This is a genomic window from Sphingomonas sp. PWP1-2 (genome assembly GCF_049898305.1).
Taxonomy (GTDB): Bacteria; Pseudomonadota; Alphaproteobacteria; order Sphingomonadales; family Sphingomonadaceae; genus Sphingomonas; species Sphingomonas glacialis.
On sequence record NZ_JAFCXM010000003.1, the window covers coordinates 509,642 to 528,370 of the forward strand.

The following is an 18,729-nucleotide window of genomic DNA, read 5'->3' on the forward strand; positions in this document are numbered from 1 at the left end:
CGTGAAATTTCCCCATTTCTTCATCGAGCGCCCGATCTTTGCGGCGGTGCTGTCGATCCTGATCGTCGTGTTCGGCGTGGTCGCCTATCCCGGCTTGCCCGTCGCGCAATATCCCGAGATCGCGCCGCCGACGGTGGTCGTCACCGCCACCTATCCCGGCGCGAACGCCGAAACGCTCGCGGAGACCGTCGCCGCGCCGCTCGAGGAATCGATCAACGGCGTCGAGAACATGATCTACATGTCTTCCTCGTCGACCGGCGATGGCGCATTGTCGATCACCGTGACCTTCAAGCAGGGCGTCAACGTCGATCAGGCGCAGGTGCTCGTGCAGAACCGCGTCTCGACCGCCGAGCCGCGTCTGCCCGACGACGTCCGCCGCGTTGGCGTGACCGTCGCCAAGAATTCGCCCGACATCCTTATGGTCATCGCGTTGACCTCGCCCGACGGCTCGCTGTCGCAGCAATATGTCTCGAACTATGCGACGACCCAGCTGATCGACCGCATGGCGCGTATTCCCGGCGTCGGTGGCGTGCGCGCCTTCGGTGGCCGGGACTACAACATGCGCGTGTGGATCAACCCCGATCTCGCGGCTTCGCGTAACCTGACCACCGACGAGATCGTCGCTGCGATCCGCGCGCAGAATGCGCAGGTCGCGGTGGGCTCGGTCGGGCAGCCGCCGTTCAACCAGGGCGGTACCGCCTTCCAGCTCGGCATCCAGACCAAGGGCCGCCTGACCACGCCCGAGGAGTTCGGCCAGATCATCGTCAAGCGCGATGACCAAGGGCGTCTCACGCGGCTGCGCGACGTCGCGCGGGTCGAACTCGGCGCGCAGGATTACGGCATCAACGCCGTGCTCAGCGGCAAGCCGATGATCGGCCTCGCGATCACCCAGCTTCCCGGATCGAACGCGCTGACCACCGCCGACGCGGTCAAGGCGTCGATCGCCGAGGCGTCGAAAAGCTTCCCGCCAGGGATGCAATATCAGATCCCGTACAACCCGACCGAATACATCCAGGCGTCGATCGAAGCGGTGTATCACACGCTGGTCGAGGCGATCGTGCTCGTCGCGCTCGTCGTGCTGCTGTTCCTGCAGAGCTGGCGCGCGACGATCGTCCCGCTGATCGCGGTGCCGGTTTCGCTCGTCGGATCGCTCGCAATGCTCGCGGCGTTCGGCTTCAGCCTCAACAATCTGTCGCTGTTCGGCTTGATCCTCGCGGTCGGTATCGTCGTCGACGATGCGATCGTCGTGGTCGAGAATATCGAGCGGTTGATGGAGGAAAAGGGCCTCAGTCCGCGCGAAGCGGCGCACGAGACGATGGACGAAGTGTCGGGCGCGCTGATCGCGATCTCGCTGGTGCTGTGCGGGGTGTTCATCCCGACCAGCTTCATTCCGGGCATCTCTGGCCAGTTCTACCAGCAGTTCGCGCTGACGATCGTGTCGGCGGCGGTGATCTCGGCGTTCGTGTCGCTGACGCTGTCGCCTGCGCTCGCGGCGTTGTTGCTCAAGCCCAAGCACGACGCCGAGCCACGCGCCGGCGTGCTCGGCTGGCCGACGCGCTTCGCGCGCGGTTTCAACCGCGGGTTCGACAAGATCAGCAGCCGCTTCGGCAAGTTCACCGCACGTGCGGTGCGCGCGCTGGCGCTGGTCGGGATCGTCTATGCGTGCTTGATCGGGCTTGCCGGCTGGCGGCTCTATGCGACGCCGTCGGGCTTCATTCCGGCGCAGGATCAGGGCTATCTGATCGCGGTCATCCAGTTGCCGCCAGGGTCGTCGTTGCAGCGCACCTCCGAAGTGATGGAGCAAGCCACCAAGATCGCGCTCAAGAACCCGTCGACGCTCGCGACGGTCGCGTTCGCCGGCCTCGACGGCGCGACCTTCTCGACTGCACCGAACGCAGGCGCGATGTTCATCACGCTCAAGCCGTTCGGCGATCGCAAGACCGCCGACGAGATCGCCAACCAGATGCGCGGTGCGCTGGGGGCGATCCACGGCGGCAATCTGCTGATCGTGCCGCCGCCACCCGTCCGCGGGATCGGCACCGGCGGCGGGTTCAAGATGCTGATCGAGGATCGTTCGAACCTTGGCTACAAGGCGCTCGAAGGCGCGGCCTTCGCGATGATGATGAAGGCCAACCAGACGCCAGGCCTGGTCAGCACTTTCACCACCTTCAACACCCGCACGCCGCGCTTGTCGGCGGATATCGACCGCGAACGCGCCGAACAGCTCGGCGTGCCGGTGGCGAACGTCTTCTCGACGCTCGGCACCTATCTCGGCGGGACGTATGTCAACGACTTCAACTATCTCGGGCGTACCTACCGCGTGACGGCGCAGGCCGATGCGCCGTATCGCGACCAGACGTCCGACGTCGGGCATCTCAAGACGCGATCGGCGGCGGGCAATATGGTGCCGCTCGATTCGGTGATGACGCTCAAGAACGACAGCGGGCCGTATCGCGTCGTGCGCTACAACCTCTATCCGTCGGCCGAACTGCAGGGCGATACCGCGATCGGCTATTCGTCGGGCCAGTCGCTCCAGACGATGGCCAAGCTGGCGAGCGAGACCTTGCCCAAGGGCATGGCGTTCGAATGGACCGAGCTCGCCTTCCAGCAGCAGCAAGCGGGCAACACCGCGACGCTCGTGTTCGGGCTCGCCGTGCTGTTCGTGTTCCTGCTGCTCGCGGCGAATTACGAAAGCCTGGTGCTGCCGCTCGCGGTCATCCTGATCGTGCCGATGTGTCTGCTCGCTGCGATCGTCGGGGTGAATCTGTTCGGTGGGGACAACAACATCCTCACGCAGATCGGCCTCGTCGTGCTGATCGGCCTCGCGGCCAAGAACGCGATTCTGATCGTCGAGTTCGCGCGGCAGAACGAGGATGCCGGGATGGAGATGCACGAGGCTGCGATCCACGCCGCCGAGCAGCGTCTGCGCCCGATCGTGATGACCTCGATCGCGTTCATCCTCGGCGTGCTGCCGCTGGTGATCGGGACCGGGCCGGGCGCCGAGATGCGCCGCGCGCTCGGCGTCGCGGTGTTCTTCGGGATGATCGGCGTGACCACTTTCGGCTTGCTGTTCACGCCGAGCTTCTACGTCATCAGCCGAACCTTCGGCGATTGGGTGTCGTCCAAGATGCCGCGCCGGAAGGCCAAGCCGCCAAAGCACCTCCCCGCGCCCGAGGAGACGCCGGCATGAAGCGTATCGTAGCAGTCTTTCCCGCGCTCGCTTTGTCGGCGTGCGTCGTTGGACCCAATTACACCAAGCCGACGATGCCCGTCGCGGCGACTGGCGGTAGCTTTGCCGAAGCCGGCAAGACCGCGGCGATCACGCCGACCCCGCTGCCCGATCATTGGTGGCGGCTGTATAACGACCCGGTGGTCGACCGGCTCGTGACCGATGCTCTCGCGCACAATACCGATGTGCGCATCGCTGCCGGCAACCTCGAGCGTGCCCGCGCCGTGCTCGACGAGCAGCGCGGAGCGCGGCTGCCGACGACCAGCCCGAGCGCGCAATATACGCGTGGCCAGGCCAACCTCGCCAGTGTCGGCGCGGGCGCGCTGGGGACCGGCGGCACCACGGGCGGCACCACCGGTGCGGCGACGCAGCAGACCTTCCAATACAACAGCTTCAAACTCGGCTTCGATGCGTCGTACGAGGTCGATCTGTTCGGCGGGATCACGCGCGCGATCGAAGCGGCACGTGGCGATGTCCAGGCGGCGCAGGCGCAGCTCGATGCCGCGCGCGTCTCGGTCGCGGCGGAAACCGCGCGGGCCTATGCGACGGCCTGCAGCAATGCCGCGCAGCGTTCGGTCGCGCTGGATACGGTGCAGTTGCAGCAGCGGACCTTTGCACTGACCAACACGCTGTTCGACGCAGGGCGGGGGACGCGGCGCGACGTCGATCGCGCCGACGTGCTGCTTGCGCAGACGCAGGCGACGATCCCGGGCTTCGAGGCCGAGCGGCGTGCGTCGCTCTATGCGCTCGCGGTGCTGACGGGCTTAGCCCCCGAACAGGTCGATGCCGCGGCAGACGCCTGCAAGGTACCACCGCGCATCGCGTCGGTGCTGCCGGTCGGCGATGGCGCGGCGCTGATCGCGCGGCGCCCCGATGTTCGCGCGGCCGAGCGGACGCTCGCCGCCGATACCGCGCGGATCGGCATCGCGGTCGCCGATCTCTATCCAAAGATCCAGTTGCTCGGATCGATCGGCCTCAATTCCCAGCGCGGCAGCCAGTTGTTCAAGGGCAGCGCGGTCACCTATTCGGCCGGACCGCTGATCTCGTGGAGCTTCCCCAACCAGACCGTTGCGCGCGCGCGGATCCGTCAGGCGCGCGCCGGCGCTGATGCGAGCCTTGCAACCTTCGACGGCCGCGTGCTGACGGCGTTGCAGGAAGTCGAGCAGGCGCTCGCGCGTTATGCGGGCGCGCTCGATCGCAACGCGGCGTTGCGCCGCGCCGAGGCGTCGAGCAGCGCTGCGGCCAAGCTCTCGCAATTGCGCTTCGATTATGGGGCCGACAGCTTCCTGCTGCTGATCGAGGCCGAGCGCGATCGGGCGAGTGCCCGCGCGGCGCTCGCGCAGTCTGATGCGGCGGTGTCCGACGCACAGATCAGCCTGTTCAAGGCGCTCGGCGGCGGCTGGGAAGACGCGCCTGTGCCGGCGCGGCGCGAGCCCGTGACGCCGACCCCGTGATGCGCATCCGCAGCGCTTTGTTCATGCCCGCGTCGAACGCGCGTGCGATTACCAAGGCGCGCGGGCTCGACTGCGACGTAGTGATCCTCGACCTCGAGGATGCCGTCGCACCCGAGCAGAAGGCGGCGGCGCGCGCGCAGGCGATCGCGGCGGCGGCAGAGGGCGGGTTTGGCGCGCGCTTGCTGGTGCTGCGCGTCAACGGGCTCGACACCGCATGGGGCGAGGCCGATCTGGCTGACGCCGCCGATGCTGGCTTCGATGCGGTGTTGCTGCCCAAGGTTTCGGCGCCGGGCGATCTTGCGCTCGCGCGCGCGCAGCTTGGCGCGGTGCCGCTTTGGGCGATGATCGAGACGTGCGCGGCGATGCTCGCGTTGCCGCTGATTGCGGCCGCGCCGGGGCTCGCCTGTCTGGTCGCGGGGACGAATGACCTGGCCAAGGACATGCGCTGCACGCCGGGGGCCGACCGCCTGCCGCTGCTGCCGCATTTGACCGCGATCGTCACCGCGGCGCGGGCGCATGGCCTCATCGCGCTCGACGGGGTGTCGAACGTGCTCGCCAACACACCCGAACTGGCGGCGGAATGCGGGCAGGGGGCGGCTTTCGGCTTCGACGGCAAGACGCTCATCCACCCTGCGCAGATCGCGCCCGCCAATCGCGCCTTTGCGCCGTCGGCCGATCGCATGGCGTGGGCGCAAGCGGTGATCGCGGCGTTCGCGCTGCCCGAGAATGCTGACAAGGGCGCGATCCGCGTGGCGGGTGAGATGGTCGAGCGGTTGCATCTTGAAGAGGCGGAGCGAGTCGTCGCTTTGGTGTAGCAGGGCGTTCTCCTGCCCTCCACGTCACCCCGGGCTCGTCCCGGGGCCCACCGTGCCGCACAGGCGGCGAGCGAACTGCGCGTATCACGGTGGACCCCGGGACAAGCCCGGGGTGACGGGTGGTGTGGTTGACCTTGCGGCGCTAACCCAGCACGCGCCCAGCCACCGCATCGAGCTTCGCCAGCATCGCCGGATCGCGCGCCTCGGGCGCCGTAATCAGCGCATAGTCGAGCACCGTGTCGAGCGGCGAGGGCGTCCGCTCGGCCGGCAGCGCCGCAACCAGCGCCTCGACCGCCTTGCGCGCGATCACGCCGTTCGCGCCCATTTGCTTGATCACTTCGTGCACCTCGACGAACGCGGCTTCCTCGCGCCAGCAATCGTAATCGGTCACCATCCCGATCAGCGCGTACGGCAGCTCGGCCTCACGCGCGAGCTTGGCTTCGGGCATCGCGGTCATGCCGATCACGTCGGCGCCCCATTGGCGGTACATCACGCTCTCGGCGCGGCTCGAGAATTGCGGGCCCTCCATCGCGAGATAGGTCGCGCCCTTCGCGACGCTCCCGCCAGCGGCATGGACCGCCTCGGCCGCGAAGGCCGAGAGGCGCGGGCAGACCGGCTCGGCCATCGAGACGTGCGCGACCATGCCGGAGCCGAAGAAGCTCGAGGCGCGCGCGACCGTCCGGTCGATGAACTGGTCGACGATCGCGAAATGGCCCGGCGGCAATTCCTCGCGCAGCGACCCGATCGACGAGATTGCCACCAGATCGGTGCAGCCGCTGCGCTTCAGCGCGTCGATATTGGCGCGAAAGTTTAGCTCGGACGGGCTGATCCGGTGCCCGCGACCGTGGCGCGGCAGGAAGACGAGGTCGACGTCGCCAATCGAGCCGAACAGCAATTCGTCGGACGGCGCGCCCCACGGCGTCTCGACGCGGCGCCATTCGGGGTGCTCCAGCGCGTCGATCGCGTAGAGGCCCGATCCGCCGATGATGCCCAATGTCCACTTGCCGCTCATGCGCGAGTCTCCGTCCACTGATCGAGCCAGGCCTGCGCTTGCTTCGCCTCGCCGACGGCATGTGCGCTGACCGCGCCGCGCGAGGCAAGGAATTGCGCGTGGAGCGCGAACGGCTCGATCGACAATTGATCGCGCAAAGCGTCGATCGTCTCGCCGAGTTCGGTCAGCTCGGCGACAACGGGCGCTGCCTTGGCGATCTGCGCCTTGTCCTTGGTGTGTCCGAACAGCCGGATCTGCCCCGCAGCCGTCCGCTCCAAGGCGCCGCGGAGCAGCGCATGATATTCGGTTTCGCTCTCGATGCGGCGGTCATCGAGCCGGGCGAGGCGGTCGGCTTTGGCCATCAGATTACCTTCATGTCGCTTTGATAGTGATACCAGGCGAAAACGGCTGCAGCGCCACGGTGCGGCCGCCACGCTTCGGCCAGCTCGCGCACCAGTTTCTCGCTCGGGCGCGCCTCATGGCCGAGGATCCGTCCGACTTCGATTTGAATCGCGAGGTCGCCCGCGGGCCAGATGTCGAGCCGACCCTCGGCGAACAGGAGATAGATCTCCGCCGACCAGCGCCCGATGCCCTTGACCGCGACGAGCTTGGCGATCGCTTCCTCATCGTCGGCGGGCAAGTTCGCCAGATCGAGTTCGCCGCTTGCGACCAGCGCCGCCAGGCTGCGCGCATAGCCCGCTTTCTGGCGCGACAGGCCGGCCTCGCGCAATTGCTCGTCGCTCGCGCTGGTGACGTTGGCGGGATCGTCGAGGTCGCCGATGATCGTCTCGAGCTTGCGCCACACCGACTCCGCCGCCTTGGTGCTGACTTGCTGCCCGATGATCGTGCGCAGCAGCGTGACATAGCCGCGGGGCGAAATGCGCGGTTCGGGATAGCCGACGCGCGCGAGCGCCGCCGCGATGGCGGGTTCGCGCGTCGCGAGTTCGTCGAGAGCGGTCTTCAGCTGGTCGGCGCTCAGGCCCATGCGGTGATCCCTTGATCGGCGCCGCGTCTGGCGGCATGGCGGTGGAGAATTCGCTATCGCAAAGGACCGTCAATGCCCAAGCTTATCGTTGTGACTCGTGAGGGTGAAGAGCGCGAAATCGAGGGCGAGGCAGGCCTGTCGGTGATGGAAGTGATCCGCGACGCCGGGATCGACGAGATTCTCGCGCTGTGCGGCGGCTGCTGCTCGTGCGCGACGTGCCATGTCCATGTCGACCCGGAGTTTGCCGACAAACTCCCGAAGATGAGCGAAGACGAGAACGACCTGCTCGATTCGTCGGCCGATCGCACCGCGACTTCGCGGCTGTCGTGCCAGCTGCCGATGACCGACGCGCTTGATGGGCTGAAGGTCACGATCGCCGCGGAAGACTGACGGGCGCAGGCACGTCGGCGCAGCGACGGCGCCGGTGCGGCCGCGCCGCAGCGCCCGGCACGGCCGGCGGGGTCGCTTACGCGATCCCGTCCGACGACGGCTTTGCCGGCGTCCTGGCGCGCGCCGTGCTATGAGCGCTTAGCGCGTCGCCACCGCGTACAGCGCGATCGCCGCCGCGTTCGACACGTTGAGGCTCTCGATCTTGTCCGAGATCGGCAGCTTGGCGAGCTCGTCGCAATGCGCCGCGGTGTTCTGGCGCATGCCTTCGCCCTCGGCACCGAGCACGAGCGCGACGCGCTGCGTCCCCATCGCCGTGGCGAGCGTCTGGTTCGAATCGCCCGTCAGGCCGATTCGCCAGAAGCCTGCCGCGGCAATCTCCTCGAGCGCGCGCGCCAGGTTGGTGACACGCACCCACGGCACCACTTCGAGCGCGCCCGAGGCCGAGCGGGCGATCGTGCCCGATTCGGGCGGGGCGTTGCGATCGGGCGTGACGATCCCAAGTGCGTCGAACGCCGCCGCCGAGCGCAGGATCGCGCCGACATTGTGCGGATCGGTCACGCCGTCGAGGATCAGCAACGGACGCTGATCGCCTTCGCCTTGCTCGAGCAGATCGGCGAGCCACATATCCTCGAGCGGATCGACCTCGATCACCAGCCCCTGATGCGGCGCGTCGCCCGGTACGAGCCGCGCGAGATCGGTCACCTGGGCATAGACGATCGGGATCGCCGGATCGAAATCGATATTGGCGATCGCTTCACGCGTCGCCCAGATCTTGCGCACGACGCGCTCGGGATTTTCGAGCGCGGCGGTGACGGCGTGGCGCCCCCAGAAGCGCGGGCGCCCGGCAGGCGCTTGCGACGGGCGATGTCCGCGACGGCCGGCCATCAGGCGATCCCGCCGAAGCTGCGGGCGGAGAGGGGGAAACGAACCATTGCGAAAACCTTCGATCGACCAAGCAGATTGTGGCGCCACGGGTATGCGCCGGACGCCGCGCGTGCAAGCCTTGCGCGTTTTTGATGGCGAAAGCGTCGCTATAGCCGTTGACACGCGCCGATGCGGTCGGCATTGGCACGCCTCGCTTTTCGGAGCGACCGCCCGCAAGGGCGAGCACCTGGGGACAGGTGGCCGAGTGGTTAAAGGCAGCAGACTGTAAATCTGCCGGAGTTTCTCCTACGTAGGTTCGAACCCTACCCTGTCCACCATGTGTTCTCCCGGATCCGTCCGGCACCATGGAACATCGCAAACGACGTCCCGCGAGGCCGGTCGGCCGAGCGGCGCGCTAGGCGGATTGCGTACGGGCTCCGTGCGCCGACGCATCGATGCGCTGGAGCAGCGGTTCGGCGGCAGCCGTGGACCGAGCCTGCCGGACCAACGACCGCAGAACCTGCCCCGTCGTTCGATTCTGCCGCGGGCGCATTTCGTTCACGACCGAAAATGTCGCGGCGAAAATCGCCGATTCCGCCGATCTGCATCCGTCGGACCAGGCGGCGTCGCGGTGCTGGTTGCGGAGCAGAACGTCGCGCACCGCCTGCGAGATCACCGACTGGATGCGCGTGACGCCCAGATCGAGCGTGTCGACGCGATGCTCGGCCAGAAGCGCTGCGAGCCGTTCGGTTTGTTCTGCGGTGATGCCGAGATCGAGTTCGCGGACGACTTTTGCGGCGGCCAGTTGATCGACCATCCAAACGCTTTTTTCTGTCATTTTTCACTCTCCGGCTGAAAGCTAGGCCAAGCGTGGCGGCGCGTCGAGCCCTTCGGATCGGCGCGCGTCGGCGGCGATCGCCGCTCGGGCGTCGGTTGAGGCCCGCGCCGCGTATAGCGCTTGCGGCTGCCGGACTTGCGGTCCATCTCCCGCGCGACCTGTCCTCCCTTGTCTTGGGCGTCTCTTGCGATGAATCCGCTATTTGCCGGGCTTGGCACAACGATCTTCGAAACGATGTCGGCACGCGCGCGGGCGAGCGGCGCGATCAACCTCGGGCAAGGCTTTCCAGACGGTCGCGGGCCAGAGGATGTGCTCGCCGAGGCGGCGCGCGCGCTGCTCGAGGATTCGAATCAATATCCGCCGATGGCGGGGACGCCGGCATTGCGAGCGGCGGTCGCCGCGCATTACCGCGTCCATCAGGGGCTCGACCTCGATGCGCGCGAGGTGATCGTAACCTCGGGCGCGACCGAGGCGCTCGCTGCGGCAATCTTCGCGCTGGTGACACCGGGCGACGAAGTGGTGATGTTCCAGCCGCTCTACGACGCCTATCTGCCGCTCGTACAGCGGGCAGGGGGCGTCGCACGGCTCGTGCGGCTCGAACCGCCCGAGTGGCGCGTCACCGCCCAAGCGCTCGCGGCTGTGGCGAGCGCGCGGACGCGGCTGGTCATCCTCAATTCGCCGCTCAACCCGACCGGCACGATGATCGGCACCGACGAGCTCGCGCTGATTGCCGATTTCTGCACAAGCCACGACGCGATCGCGATTTGCGACGAGGTGTGGGAGCACGTCGTGTTCGACGGCGCGCGGCACCAATCGCTGATGGCGCTGCCGGGGATGCGGGAGCGCACCGTAAAGATCGGCTCGGCGGGCAAGATCTTCTCGCTGACGGGGTGGAAGGTCGGCTGGATGTGCGCCACGCCCGCGATATCCTCGGTGCTGGCCAAGGCGCACCAGTTCCTGACCTTCACGACGCCGCCCAATCTGCAGGCGGCGGCGGCCTATGGGCTGGGTAAGGATGTGGCCTATTTCGAGGGGATGCGTGCAGGCTACCAGCGCTCGCGCGATCGCCTGGCGGCGGGGTTGCGCGGGCTTGGGTATAGCGTGCTGCCGAGTGCGGCGACCTACTTCCTCAATATTGATCTCGCCGCCTCGGGCATCGCGATGGGCGACGTCGCCTTCGCGCAGTGGCTGCTCGACGAAGCGGGTGTCGCGACGATCCCGGTTTCGGCATTCTATGCGCAGGATGCGGTTACGAGCGTCGTGCGGCTGTGCTTCGCCAAGCAGGACGCGACGCTCGACGCGGCGCTGGAACGGATGGCGGCGCGGCCGTAGCGCTCGGCACGGACAAGGCAGGGCGCTTTACCCTCGCCGGCGCATCAGACCGACGTCAGCAATCCCCGTTCGGTCAAATACCCCGTCACCAGCCGCGCCGGCGTTACGTCGAACGCCGGGTTCGCCGCACCCGATGCGGTAACGCGGATGCGACCGCCTTCGCCTGCTACATGCGTCACTTCCTCCCCCGAACGCTCCTCGATCGGCACGTCCGCGCCCGTCGCGGTGCTGGCGTCGAAGGTGGTGTAGGGCAAAGCGACGTAGAACGGCACGCCGTTGTCCTTGGCGGCAAGCGCTTTGAGATAGGTGCCGATCTTGTTGCACACGTCGCCATTGGCGGTGACGCGGTCGGTGCCGACGATCACCGCGTCGACTTGGCCGGTCATCATCAAATGCCCGCCCGCATTGTCGGCGATCACGGTGTGCGGCACGCCGTGCCCCGCCAGTTCGAACGCGGTGAGCAAAGCGCCCTGGTTGCGCGGGCGCGTCTCGTCGACCCATACGTGAACTGGAATGCCCGCGTCGTGCGCGAGATAGATCGGCGCGGTCGCGGTGCCGTAATCGACCGTCGCCAGCCAGCCGGCGTTGCAATGCGTCAGGATGTTGAGCGGGCGATCGGGGTTCTCCGCGTGGAGGGTGCGGAACAGCGCGAGGCCATGCGCGCCGATCGCCTGGTTGAGCGCGACGTCCTCGTCGCAGATCGCATCGGCGCGCGCGAAGGCGGCGGCGGCGCGGTCGGCGGTGGGGAGGGGGCGGACTATGGCGGCGACTTGGTCGAGCGCCCATTTGAGATTGACCGCGGTCGGGCGTGATTCGAGCAACAGCGTGTAAGCGGCATCCAATGCGGCGTCCGATCCATCCTCTGCCAGCGCCATCGCGAGGCCGTACGCGGCGGTCGCGCCGATCAGCGGAGCGCCGCGCGTCCACATCTCGCGGATCGCGAGCTCGGCCGCGTGCACGCTGCGTAGTTCGACCCACTTGACCACCCAGGGAAGCTCACGCTGGTCGAGGATGCGCGCGCCCGCGCCATCGGCGGTGCGCGTGATCGAGCGTTGATGCGTACCGTCGAGTTTCATCGCGCGTTCCTAATAGTGTTGCCCTTCCCCGGCGAAGGCCGGGGCCCAGGAGCGAAGGTTTTGCGAGCGAAGCGCCGCGCCCGCTGTTCAGCCGTCCGCTACTGGGCCCCGGCCTTCGCCGGGGAAGGGAGTGGGGAGCGCACTGCGCTCACCTCGTCGAAGCTCGCAATATCCCCGCCGCCGCCGCCCGCGCGATCGATCAGCAGCGCGTCCATCCCCGCCGCACGCGCGGCGGCGACTTCCTCGGGGGTGTCCGACAGGAACAGCACGGCGCTTGCCTCGACGCCGATTGCAGCCGCGATCATCGCATAGGACGCCGCCTCGCGCTTCGGTCCCGTCGTCGTATCGAAATAGCCCGAGAACAGCGCTGTCAGGTCGCCCGCATCGCTATGCCCGAACAGCAATGTCTGCGCCGCGACCGATCCCGACGAGAAGACGTAAAGCTTCACCCCCGCCGCATGCCAGCGCCGCAACCCCGCCACCGCATCGGCATAGACATGCCCCGTGAACGCGCCCGCGGCGTAACCGTCGGCCCAGATCATCCCCTGCAGCGCCTTGAGCGGCGTCGCCTTGCGATCCTCGTCGATCCAGCGCGTGAGCGTCGCCACGGGATCGCCCGGCTCCATAGCCGCAACCTCGGCGAGGATCGGCGCGGTCTCCGCCGGATGCGCCGCGACATAATCGGCCAAACGCGCGCGGGCATACGGAAACAGCACTTCGGCAACGAACGCGATGCTCGACGTCGTGCCCTCGATATCGGTCAGGATCGCCTTCACGCTGCCGCCGGTTCGAGCCGGGGGAAGCGCTCGGCAATGTCGCTGCCGGTAAATTGCGCGACCCAACCGTCGGGATTCACGAACAGCCGGATCGCGGTGAAGCGTGGGCTTGCGCCCATGTCGAACCAGTGGCGCATGCCCGCCGGCACCGAGATCAAATCGCCCGCGCTGCATAGCATATTGAACACACGATCCTCGTGATGGAGCGTGAACAGTCCTTTGCCCTCGACGAAGAAGCGCACTTCGTCCTCGCCATGCGTATGTTCCGACAGGAATTTGTCGCGCAGGGCGGCGCGCTCGGGATGGTCGGGCGCGATTCGCGCGACGTCGATCGCGCGATAGCCGCCCTTCGCGGTCAGCCGCGCGACCTCGTCGGCGTAGGCCGCGAGCACGTCGCTGTCGGCATCGACCGGCTTGAGCGGCCAGCGCTCGAACAGCACACCGACCGCGCCGAGCGCCGCGGCGATCGCGGTGCCGTCTCGCGTATCGAGCAGCGCCGTCGTGCCGTCGGTGTCGGCAAAGACCTGCAAGCGACTCATCGAAAGCTCCTTTCGGCGCGTTCGGCGGCGATCATCCATTCGATCGCTTCGATCACCCGCTCGGCCTCGGCCATGTCGCGGCCCCAGCCATAAAGACCATGGCTGCGAATGAGATAGGCGGGAATCGCACCGCTTTCCAGCAGCCGCGGGGCGATGGCAGCTTCGACGATCGCCATGTCCTGACTGTTCTCGACGATCGGCAGCGTGACCGCGGTGTCGTGTGTCGCGACGCCAGGGAGCGCCTTGAGCATCTCGTGCCCTGCCAACCGATAGCCGTCACCCGCTACCGCCCGACTGAAGCCGACCGCGCTCGGCGAATGGCTGTGGAGCACCGCGCCGACAGCGGGAAAGGCGCGATAGAGCGCGAGGTGGAGCGCAGTCTCGGCCGAAGGTGTCTTGCCGTCGAGCGCCGCGCCGCCGGCATCGACGCGCATCACGTCGTCGGGGGTGAGGCGCCCCTTGTGCCGGCCCGACACCGTGACCGCAAAGCTGCCATCGTCGAGCCGGGCCGAATAATTGCCCGAGGTCGCGGGCGCCCAGCCCTTGGAGTCGAGCCAACGGCCGACCGCGACGATCGCGTCGCGCGCATGTTCGAAGCTGGTGCTGGTCATCGGGGGGCGGCTGGAGCGGGTAACGGGAATCGAACCCGTGTATTCAGCTTGGAAGGCTGCTGTACTACCATTGTACTATACCCGCTCGCCGGCTCAGCGCACGCATGTGCGGCGACGGGCATCGGTTAGCGCGGTGCTGCGCGCGGCGCAAGATGCGGGTCTTGTACTTGTGCGTGCAACGCGACAGGATCGGGCGCTTCCCCGCAAGGAGTGCCGCGTGCCCGACGATCAGACCGTAACCTGCCCCGGCGGCGACGGCGACACGGCGGTCACGCTCCCGGCGCGGCCCGAGGCGTTGCGGCTCGCGCCCGAACAGACCGCGGTCGTCGTGATCGACATGCAGAACGCCTATGCGAGCGAAGGCGGTTACGTCGATCTCGCCGGGTTCGACATAGCGGGTGCGGCGGGGACGATCGGCAAGATCGCCACCGTGCTCGATACCGCGCGCGCGGCGGGCGTGCAGGTGATCTACCTGCAGAATGGCTGGGATCCCGCCTATGTCGAGGCAGGCGGGCCGCAATCGCCCAATTTCCACAAGTCGAATGCATTGAAGACGATGCGCAAGCGGCCCGAACTCGCGGGGCAACTGCTCGCGCGCGGCGGGTGGGATTACGCGCTGGTCGATGCGCTGAAACCGCAGCCGGGCGACATTTCGCTCCACAAGACGCGCTATTCGGCGTTCTTCAACTCGCAGCTCGACAGCGTCCTGCGCGCCCGCGGCATCCGCAACATCGTCTTCGTCGGGATCGCCACCAACGTCTGCGTCGAAAGCACGCTGCGCGACGGCTTTCATCTCGAATATTTCGGGGTGATGCTCGAGGATGCGACGCATCATCTCGGGCCTCCGGCGATGCAGGCGGCAAGCGTGTACAATATCGAGAAGTTTTTCGGCTGGGTCAGCACGACCGCGGATTTCTGCGGCAGCTTCGGCCAGTCCCCCAAGGAGTGACCATGCCTTTCGAAGCGATCAATCCCCCGCAATTCCCGACCCCGATCGCGCCCTATTCGGCCGCGGCGAAGGCGGGCAACACGATCTACGTCTCGGGCATGCTCGCGCTCGGCGAGGGCGGGGCGGTGCTGCATGTCGGCGATGCCGCCGGCCAGACGCGCCATATCCTCGACACGATCCGCACCACGCTTGAGGCGGCGGGTGCGACGCTCGAAGACGTGGCGATGAACCATATCTTCCTCAAGAGCCTTGCCGACTATGCCGGATTCAACGCGGTCTATGCCGAGTATTTCCCGGGCGCGAAGCCCGCGCGTTACTGCATCCAGGCCGAACTGGTGAAGCCCGAGTGCCTCGTCGAAATCGCATCGGTCGCGCATCTTGGCTGAGGCAGCGGGGCTCTATTACGAGATTCACGGGCGCGAGGACGCGCCTCCGCTGATCCTGTCCTCGGGGCTTGGCGGGTCGGCGCACTATTGGGCGCCCAACATCGCGGCGCTGTCCGAGCGCTACCGCGTGATCGCCTACGATCATCGTGGGACGGGTCGCAGCGACCGCGCGCTGCCCGATGCCGTCACCGTCGACGATCTCGCCGCCGACATGCTCGCGCTGCTCGACGCGCTCGCCATTCCGCGGGCGATCGTCGTCGGGCATGCCGCGGGCGGTGTCGCGGCGTTGGCGCTGGCGCTGATGGCGCCCGACCGGATCGACAAGCTCGTCGTGGTCAACGGCTGGGCGTCGCCCGATCCGCATTTCCTGCGGTGCTTCGCTGCAAGGCTGGCGTTGCTGCGCGGGAGTGGACCCGAGGCGTACCTGCGCGCGCAACCGTTGTTCCTCTATCCGCCCAACTGGATCTCGGCGAACGATGCGCTGCTAGAGGCGGAGTTGCCCGAGCAGCTCGCGCATTTCCCGGGTGCAGCGACTATGGAAAAACGGATCGCCGCGCTCGCCGCGTTCGACGTTTCGGAACGCCTGCGAGACATCCATCGCCCGGTGCTCGTCGTGGTGTCGGATGACGACATGCTCGTCCCGTCCAACGCCGGGGTCGCGCTTGCCAACGGCCTGCCGATCGCCGGCTTCTGCCGCGCCGAGCATGGCGGCCACGCGGTCAATGTGGTCGATCCGGATGCGTTCAACAGCTTCGTGCTTGCCTGGCTGGCGGGCGAAACCGTGCAAGGATAACGCGCATGCAGGTCGGCGTCTTCGTCCCCATCAACAACAATGGCTGGCTGATCTCGGAGAACGCGCCGCAGTACATGCCTTCGTTCGATCTCAACAAGACGATCGCGCAGTCGGCCGAGAAGCACGGGCTCGATTTCCTGCTGTCGATGATCAAGCTGCGCGGCTTCGGCGGCAAGACCGAGTTCTGGGAATACGGCCTCGAAAGCTTCACGCTGATGGCGGGCCTCGCCGCGGTGACGGAGAAGATCAAGATCTTCGCGACCTGCCCGACGCTCGTCATCCCGCCGGCCTTTGCCGCGCGGATGTGCAACACGATCGATTCGATCAGCCATGGGCGCTTCGGGCTCAACCTCATCACCGGCTGGCAGCCGCCCGAATATACGCAGATGGGGATGTGGCCGGGCGATGCGCATTTCCGCAACCGCTACAAGATGCTCGACGAATATGCCCATATCCTGCGCGAATTGTGGGCCGAGGGCGTCAGCGACTTCAAGGGCGATTACTATCAGATGGAGGACTGCCGCGTCCGGCCCAAGCCAGACGGCGATATGAAGATCATCTGCGCGGGCTCGTCCGACGAGGGGCTCGCTTTCTCGGCGAAATGGGCGGACTATGCCTTCTGCCTCGGCAAGGGCGTCAACACGCCGACCGCCTTCGCCTCGAACAACACGCGCCTCGCCGCCGCCACGCAGAAGACCGGGCGCGACGTCTCGATCTTCGTCCTCATCATGATCATCGCCGCCGAGACCGACGAGGAGGCGATGGCGAAATGGCAATCGTACAATGCCGGGGTCGATCTCGACGCGATCGCCTGGCTCGCCGACCAAGGCGCGAAAGACACGCACAATAAGGACACCAACGTCCGCCAGCTCGCCGCGCCCGAGGGGGCGGTCAACATCAACATGGGGACGCTGGTCGGCTCGTATGAGAGCGTCGCGCGGATGCTCGACGAGATGGCGGAAGTCCCCAACACCGGCGGCGTGTTGCTGACCTTCGACGATTTCATCGAGGGCGTGGAGGCGTTCGGCACGCGGATCCAGCCGCTGATGAAGTGCCGGGCGGGGGTGGGAGCCTGACCGCGACCGTCACGCCGGGATGACGCGATCGTATCCGACGCCAAACCGTTACATCGGAAACTAGATGGGGTTGGCGCGGCGCAAAAATTGGTCGAAAGAGCATCGCAAAACGGAGAGTATGCCATGCGGATCATCGACCATCACATCGTCGGCCTTTCGGGCGGCGGAGCGACTCGGACCGGCGACGTGTTCGATCCCAACACCGGCCTCGTCCAGGCGAGCGTCAACCTCGGCACGCAGGCGACGCTCGACGCCGCGGTCGCCGCCGCGCTGAAGGCGCAGCCGGGCTGGGCGGCGACCAACCCACAGCGTCGCGCGCGCGTGATGTTCAACTTCAAGGCGCTGGTCGAGGCGCACATGGACGAGCTCGCGCATCTGCTCTCGTCCGAGCATGGCAAGGTGATCGCCGATTCGAAGGGCGACATCCAGCGCGGGCTCGAGGTGATCGAATTCTGCGGCGGCATCCCGCATGTGTTGAAGGGCGAATACACCCAGGGCGCAGGCCCCGGCATCGACGTCTATTCGATGCGCCAGCCGCTCGGCATCGGCGCGGGCATCACGCCGTTCAACTTCCCGGCGATGATCCCGCTGTGGATGTCGGGCGTCGCGATCGCGACGGGCAACGCCTTCCTGCTCAAGCCCAGCGAGCGCGATCCGTCGGTGCCGGTCCGGCTCGCCGAGCTGTTCGCCGAGGCCGGATTGCCCGAGGGCATCCTCCAGGTCGTCCATGGCGACAAGGAAATGGTCGACGCGATCCTCGATCATCCCGCGATCAGCGCGGTCAGCTTCGTCGGTTCGTCCGACATCGCGCATTACGTCTACAAGCGCGGCGTCGCGGCGGGCAAGCGCGTCCAGGCGATGGGCGGCGCCAAGAACCACGGCATCGTCATGCCCGATGCCGATCTCGACCAGGTCGTCGCCGATCTGTCGGGCGCGGCGTTCGGCAGCGCGGGCGAGCGCTGCATGGCGCTCCCCGTCGTGGTGCCGGTCGGCGAGAAGACCGCGGTCGCTCTGCGTGAGAAACTGATCCCCGCGATCGCCGCTCTCCGCGTCGGCGTCTCGACCGACAATGACGCGCATTACGGCCCGGTTGTGAATGCAGCGCATCGCACCCGGATCGAGCAGTGGATCCAGACCGGCGTCGACGAAGGCGCCGAACTGGTGGTCGACGGCCGCGGCTTCGAACTGCAGGGGCATGAGAAGGGCTTCTTCATCGGGCCCTCGCTCTTCGATCACGTCACGCCTGAGATGTCGGCGTACAAGGAAGAGATCTTCGGCCCCGTGCTCCAGATCGTCCGCGCTGACGATTTCGAGCATGCGCTGCGCCTGCCGAGCGAGCATCAATACGGCAACGGCGTCGCCATCTTCACGCGCAACGGCCACGCCGCACGCGAATTCGCCGCACGCGTCAACGTGGGCATGGTCGGCATCAACGTGCCGATCCCGGTGCCGGTGGCGTATCACACCTTCGGCGGCTGGAAGCGCTCGGCGTTCGGCGACACCAACCAGCACGGCATGGAAGGCGTCAAGTTCTGGACCAAGGTCAAGACCGTGACGCAGCGCTGGCCCGATGGCGGAGTCGGCGACGGCGCCAACGCCTTCGTCATCCCGACGATGGGGTGAGC

The 18,729-nt window shown here is 67.1% G+C and carries 19 protein-coding genes and 2 tRNA genes; 12 read left to right on the forward strand and 9 right to left on the reverse strand.

Annotated elements, in window-relative coordinates; all coding sequences use genetic code 11:
- Position 1: 1 nt before the first annotated feature.
- Genes ACP7C5_RS10835 through ACP7C5_RS10845 form a run of 3 tightly spaced genes read left to right on the forward strand, consistent with a single transcriptional unit; the run spans position 2 to position 5,498 of the window.
- Positions 2–3,190, forward strand: coding sequence for an efflux RND transporter permease subunit (locus ACP7C5_RS10835; RefSeq protein ID WP_426264244.1), 3,189 nt, complete (start codon positions 2–4; stop codon positions 3,188–3,190).
- A complete protein-coding gene (locus ACP7C5_RS10840) occupies positions 3,187–4,683 on the forward strand; it encodes an efflux transporter outer membrane subunit (RefSeq protein ID WP_426264245.1) in 1,497 nt (498 codons plus the stop codon). Before ACP7C5_RS10835 ends, ACP7C5_RS10840 begins: the two co-directional genes overlap by 4 nt.
- A complete protein-coding gene (locus tag ACP7C5_RS10845) occupies positions 4,680–5,498 on the forward strand; it encodes an HpcH/HpaI aldolase/citrate lyase family protein (protein WP_426264246.1) in 819 nt (272 codons plus the stop codon). Before ACP7C5_RS10840 ends, ACP7C5_RS10845 begins: the two co-directional genes overlap by 4 nt.
- A gap of 142 nt (positions 5,499–5,640) precedes the next feature.
- Here ACP7C5_RS10845 and ACP7C5_RS10850 read toward each other — a convergent pair whose 3' ends face one another.
- The 3 genes from ACP7C5_RS10850 to ACP7C5_RS10860 are packed head-to-tail and all read right to left on the reverse strand — an operon-like array spanning position 5,641 to position 7,474.
- Positions 5,641–6,510, reverse strand: a complete 870-nt coding sequence (locus tag ACP7C5_RS10850) for an S-methyl-5'-thioadenosine phosphorylase (RefSeq protein ID WP_426264247.1) — start codon at positions 6,508–6,510, stop codon at positions 5,641–5,643.
- Positions 6,507–6,851: a hypothetical protein gene (locus tag ACP7C5_RS10855; protein ID WP_426264248.1), complete on the reverse strand. Its 345-nt coding sequence runs from the start codon at positions 6,849–6,851 to the stop codon at positions 6,507–6,509. Before ACP7C5_RS10855 ends, ACP7C5_RS10850 begins: the two co-directional genes overlap by 4 nt.
- Positions 6,851–7,474: a DNA-3-methyladenine glycosylase family protein gene (locus ACP7C5_RS10860; protein ID WP_426264249.1), complete on the reverse strand. Its 624-nt coding sequence runs from the start codon at positions 7,472–7,474 to the stop codon at positions 6,851–6,853. The genes ACP7C5_RS10855 and ACP7C5_RS10860 overlap by 1 nt, the downstream gene beginning before the upstream one ends.
- Before the next feature lie 72 nt (positions 7,475–7,546).
- On the opposite strand from ACP7C5_RS10860, the gene ACP7C5_RS10865 reads away from it, so the two are divergent.
- Positions 7,547–7,864 carry a 2Fe-2S iron-sulfur cluster-binding protein gene (locus tag ACP7C5_RS10865; protein ID WP_133186893.1) on the forward strand — a complete coding sequence of 106 codons (318 nt, stop codon included), beginning with the start codon at positions 7,547–7,549 and terminating at the stop codon, positions 7,862–7,864.
- 138 nt (positions 7,865–8,002) lie between these two features.
- Here the strand turns inward: ACP7C5_RS10865 and rlmB are convergent, their stop codons facing one another.
- Positions 8,003–8,749, reverse strand: coding sequence for a 23S rRNA (guanosine(2251)-2'-O)-methyltransferase RlmB (gene rlmB / locus ACP7C5_RS10870; protein ID WP_133186895.1), 747 nt, complete (start codon positions 8,747–8,749; stop codon positions 8,003–8,005).
- A 230-nt stretch (positions 8,750–8,979) separates the two neighbouring features.
- On the opposite strand from rlmB, the gene ACP7C5_RS10875 reads away from it, so the two are divergent.
- From ACP7C5_RS10875 to ACP7C5_RS10885, 3 genes are all read left to right on the forward strand, one after another.
- Positions 8,980–9,066: transfer RNA gene (locus ACP7C5_RS10875), tRNA-Tyr, on the forward strand.
- Between the two features lie 101 nt (positions 9,067–9,167).
- The gene (locus tag ACP7C5_RS10880; protein ID WP_426264250.1) at positions 9,168–9,584 is read left to right on the forward strand and encodes a hypothetical protein; all 417 of its coding nucleotides are present in this window, start codon (positions 9,168–9,170) and stop codon (positions 9,582–9,584) included.
- A 171-nt stretch (positions 9,585–9,755) separates the two neighbouring features.
- Positions 9,756–10,898: an aminotransferase gene (locus ACP7C5_RS10885; protein ID WP_426264251.1), complete on the forward strand. Its 1,143-nt coding sequence runs from the start codon at positions 9,756–9,758 to the stop codon at positions 10,896–10,898.
- A gap of 44 nt (positions 10,899–10,942) precedes the next feature.
- Here ACP7C5_RS10885 and mtnA read toward each other — a convergent pair whose 3' ends face one another.
- The 5 genes from mtnA to ACP7C5_RS10910 all read right to left on the reverse strand — a co-directional run bounded on the left by mtnA (position 10,943) and on the right by ACP7C5_RS10910 (position 13,985).
- Positions 10,943–11,974 carry an S-methyl-5-thioribose-1-phosphate isomerase gene (gene mtnA / locus ACP7C5_RS10890; RefSeq protein ID WP_426264252.1) on the reverse strand — a complete coding sequence of 344 codons (1,032 nt, stop codon included), beginning with the start codon at positions 11,972–11,974 and terminating at the stop codon, positions 10,943–10,945.
- A 98-nt stretch (positions 11,975–12,072) separates the two neighbouring features.
- Positions 12,073–12,750 (reverse strand): acireductone synthase, encoded by a 678-nt coding sequence (gene mtnC, locus ACP7C5_RS10895; RefSeq protein ID WP_426264253.1) that lies wholly within the window; start codon positions 12,748–12,750, stop codon positions 12,073–12,075.
- Positions 12,747–13,289: a 1,2-dihydroxy-3-keto-5-methylthiopentene dioxygenase gene (locus ACP7C5_RS10900; RefSeq protein WP_426264254.1), complete on the reverse strand. Its 543-nt coding sequence runs from the start codon at positions 13,287–13,289 to the stop codon at positions 12,747–12,749. The genes mtnC and ACP7C5_RS10900 overlap by 4 nt, the downstream gene beginning before the upstream one ends.
- Positions 13,286–13,900, reverse strand: a complete 615-nt coding sequence (locus tag ACP7C5_RS10905; RefSeq protein WP_426264255.1) for a methylthioribulose 1-phosphate dehydratase — start codon at positions 13,898–13,900, stop codon at positions 13,286–13,288. The genes ACP7C5_RS10900 and ACP7C5_RS10905 overlap by 4 nt, the downstream gene beginning before the upstream one ends.
- A gap of 11 nt (positions 13,901–13,911) precedes the next feature.
- Positions 13,912–13,985, reverse strand: a tRNA-Gly gene (locus ACP7C5_RS10910).
- Positions 13,986–14,117: 132 nt separating this feature from the next.
- Here ACP7C5_RS10910 and rutB point away from each other — a divergent pair.
- The 5 genes from rutB to ACP7C5_RS10935 all read left to right on the forward strand — a co-directional run bounded on the left by rutB (position 14,118) and on the right by ACP7C5_RS10935 (position 18,727).
- Positions 14,118–14,849 carry a pyrimidine utilization protein B gene (gene rutB, locus ACP7C5_RS10915; protein ID WP_189675639.1) on the forward strand — a complete coding sequence of 244 codons (732 nt, stop codon included), beginning with the start codon at positions 14,118–14,120 and terminating at the stop codon, positions 14,847–14,849.
- 2 nt (positions 14,850–14,851) lie between these two features.
- The gene (gene rutC, locus ACP7C5_RS10920) at positions 14,852–15,235 is read left to right on the forward strand and encodes a pyrimidine utilization protein C (protein WP_426264256.1); all 384 of its coding nucleotides are present in this window, start codon (positions 14,852–14,854) and stop codon (positions 15,233–15,235) included.
- Complete coding sequence (rutD, locus tag ACP7C5_RS10925; RefSeq protein WP_426264257.1) at positions 15,228–16,028, forward strand: pyrimidine utilization protein D; 801 nt, start codon at positions 15,228–15,230, stop codon at positions 16,026–16,028. The genes rutC and rutD overlap by 8 nt, the downstream gene beginning before the upstream one ends.
- 5 nt (positions 16,029–16,033) lie before the next feature.
- Entirely contained in the window at positions 16,034–17,104 is a 1,071-nt protein-coding gene (rutA, locus tag ACP7C5_RS10930; protein ID WP_426264258.1) for a pyrimidine utilization protein A, read from the forward strand.
- A 123-nt stretch (positions 17,105–17,227) separates the two neighbouring features.
- Positions 17,228–18,727 carry a CoA-acylating methylmalonate-semialdehyde dehydrogenase gene (locus ACP7C5_RS10935; protein WP_426264259.1) on the forward strand — a complete coding sequence of 500 codons (1,500 nt, stop codon included), beginning with the start codon at positions 17,228–17,230 and terminating at the stop codon, positions 18,725–18,727.
- The last annotated feature ends 2 nt before the right edge of the window (positions 18,728–18,729 follow it).

Bases quoted from the DNA above. Each gene is read 5' to 3' on its own strand.
- ACP7C5_RS10905 (WP_426264255.1), bottom strand. From the start codon at position 13,900: ATGACCAGCACCAGCTTCGAACATGCGCGCGACGCGATCGTCGCGGTC.
- ACP7C5_RS10860 (WP_426264249.1), bottom strand. From the start codon at position 7,474: ATGGGCCTGAGCGCCGACCAGCTGAAGACCGCTCTCGACGAACTCGCG.
- ACP7C5_RS10900 (WP_426264254.1), bottom strand. From the start codon at position 13,289: ATGAGTCGCTTGCAGGTCTTTGCCGACACCGACGGCACGACGGCGCTG.
- ACP7C5_RS10885 (WP_426264251.1), top strand. From the start codon at position 9,756: ATGAATCCGCTATTTGCCGGGCTTGGCACAACGATCTTCGAAACGATG.
- rlmB (WP_133186895.1), bottom strand. From the start codon at position 8,749: ATGGCCGGCCGTCGCGGACATCGCCCGTCGCAAGCGCCTGCCGGGCGC.
- ACP7C5_RS10935 (WP_426264259.1), top strand. From the start codon at position 17,228: ATGCGGATCATCGACCATCACATCGTCGGCCTTTCGGGCGGCGGAGCG.
- rutA (WP_426264258.1), top strand. From the start codon at position 16,034: ATGCAGGTCGGCGTCTTCGTCCCCATCAACAACAATGGCTGGCTGATC.
- ACP7C5_RS10840 (WP_426264245.1), top strand. From the start codon at position 3,187: ATGAAGCGTATCGTAGCAGTCTTTCCCGCGCTCGCTTTGTCGGCGTGC.
- ACP7C5_RS10850 (WP_426264247.1), bottom strand. From the start codon at position 6,510: ATGAGCGGCAAGTGGACATTGGGCATCATCGGCGGATCGGGCCTCTAC.
- mtnA (WP_426264252.1), bottom strand. From the start codon at position 11,974: ATGAAACTCGACGGTACGCATCAACGCTCGATCACGCGCACCGCCGAT.
- ACP7C5_RS10865 (WP_133186893.1), top strand. From the start codon at position 7,547: ATGCCCAAGCTTATCGTTGTGACTCGTGAGGGTGAAGAGCGCGAAATC.
- ACP7C5_RS10855 (WP_426264248.1), bottom strand. From the start codon at position 6,851: ATGGCCAAAGCCGACCGCCTCGCCCGGCTCGATGACCGCCGCATCGAG.
- rutC (WP_426264256.1), top strand. From the start codon at position 14,852: ATGCCTTTCGAAGCGATCAATCCCCCGCAATTCCCGACCCCGATCGCG.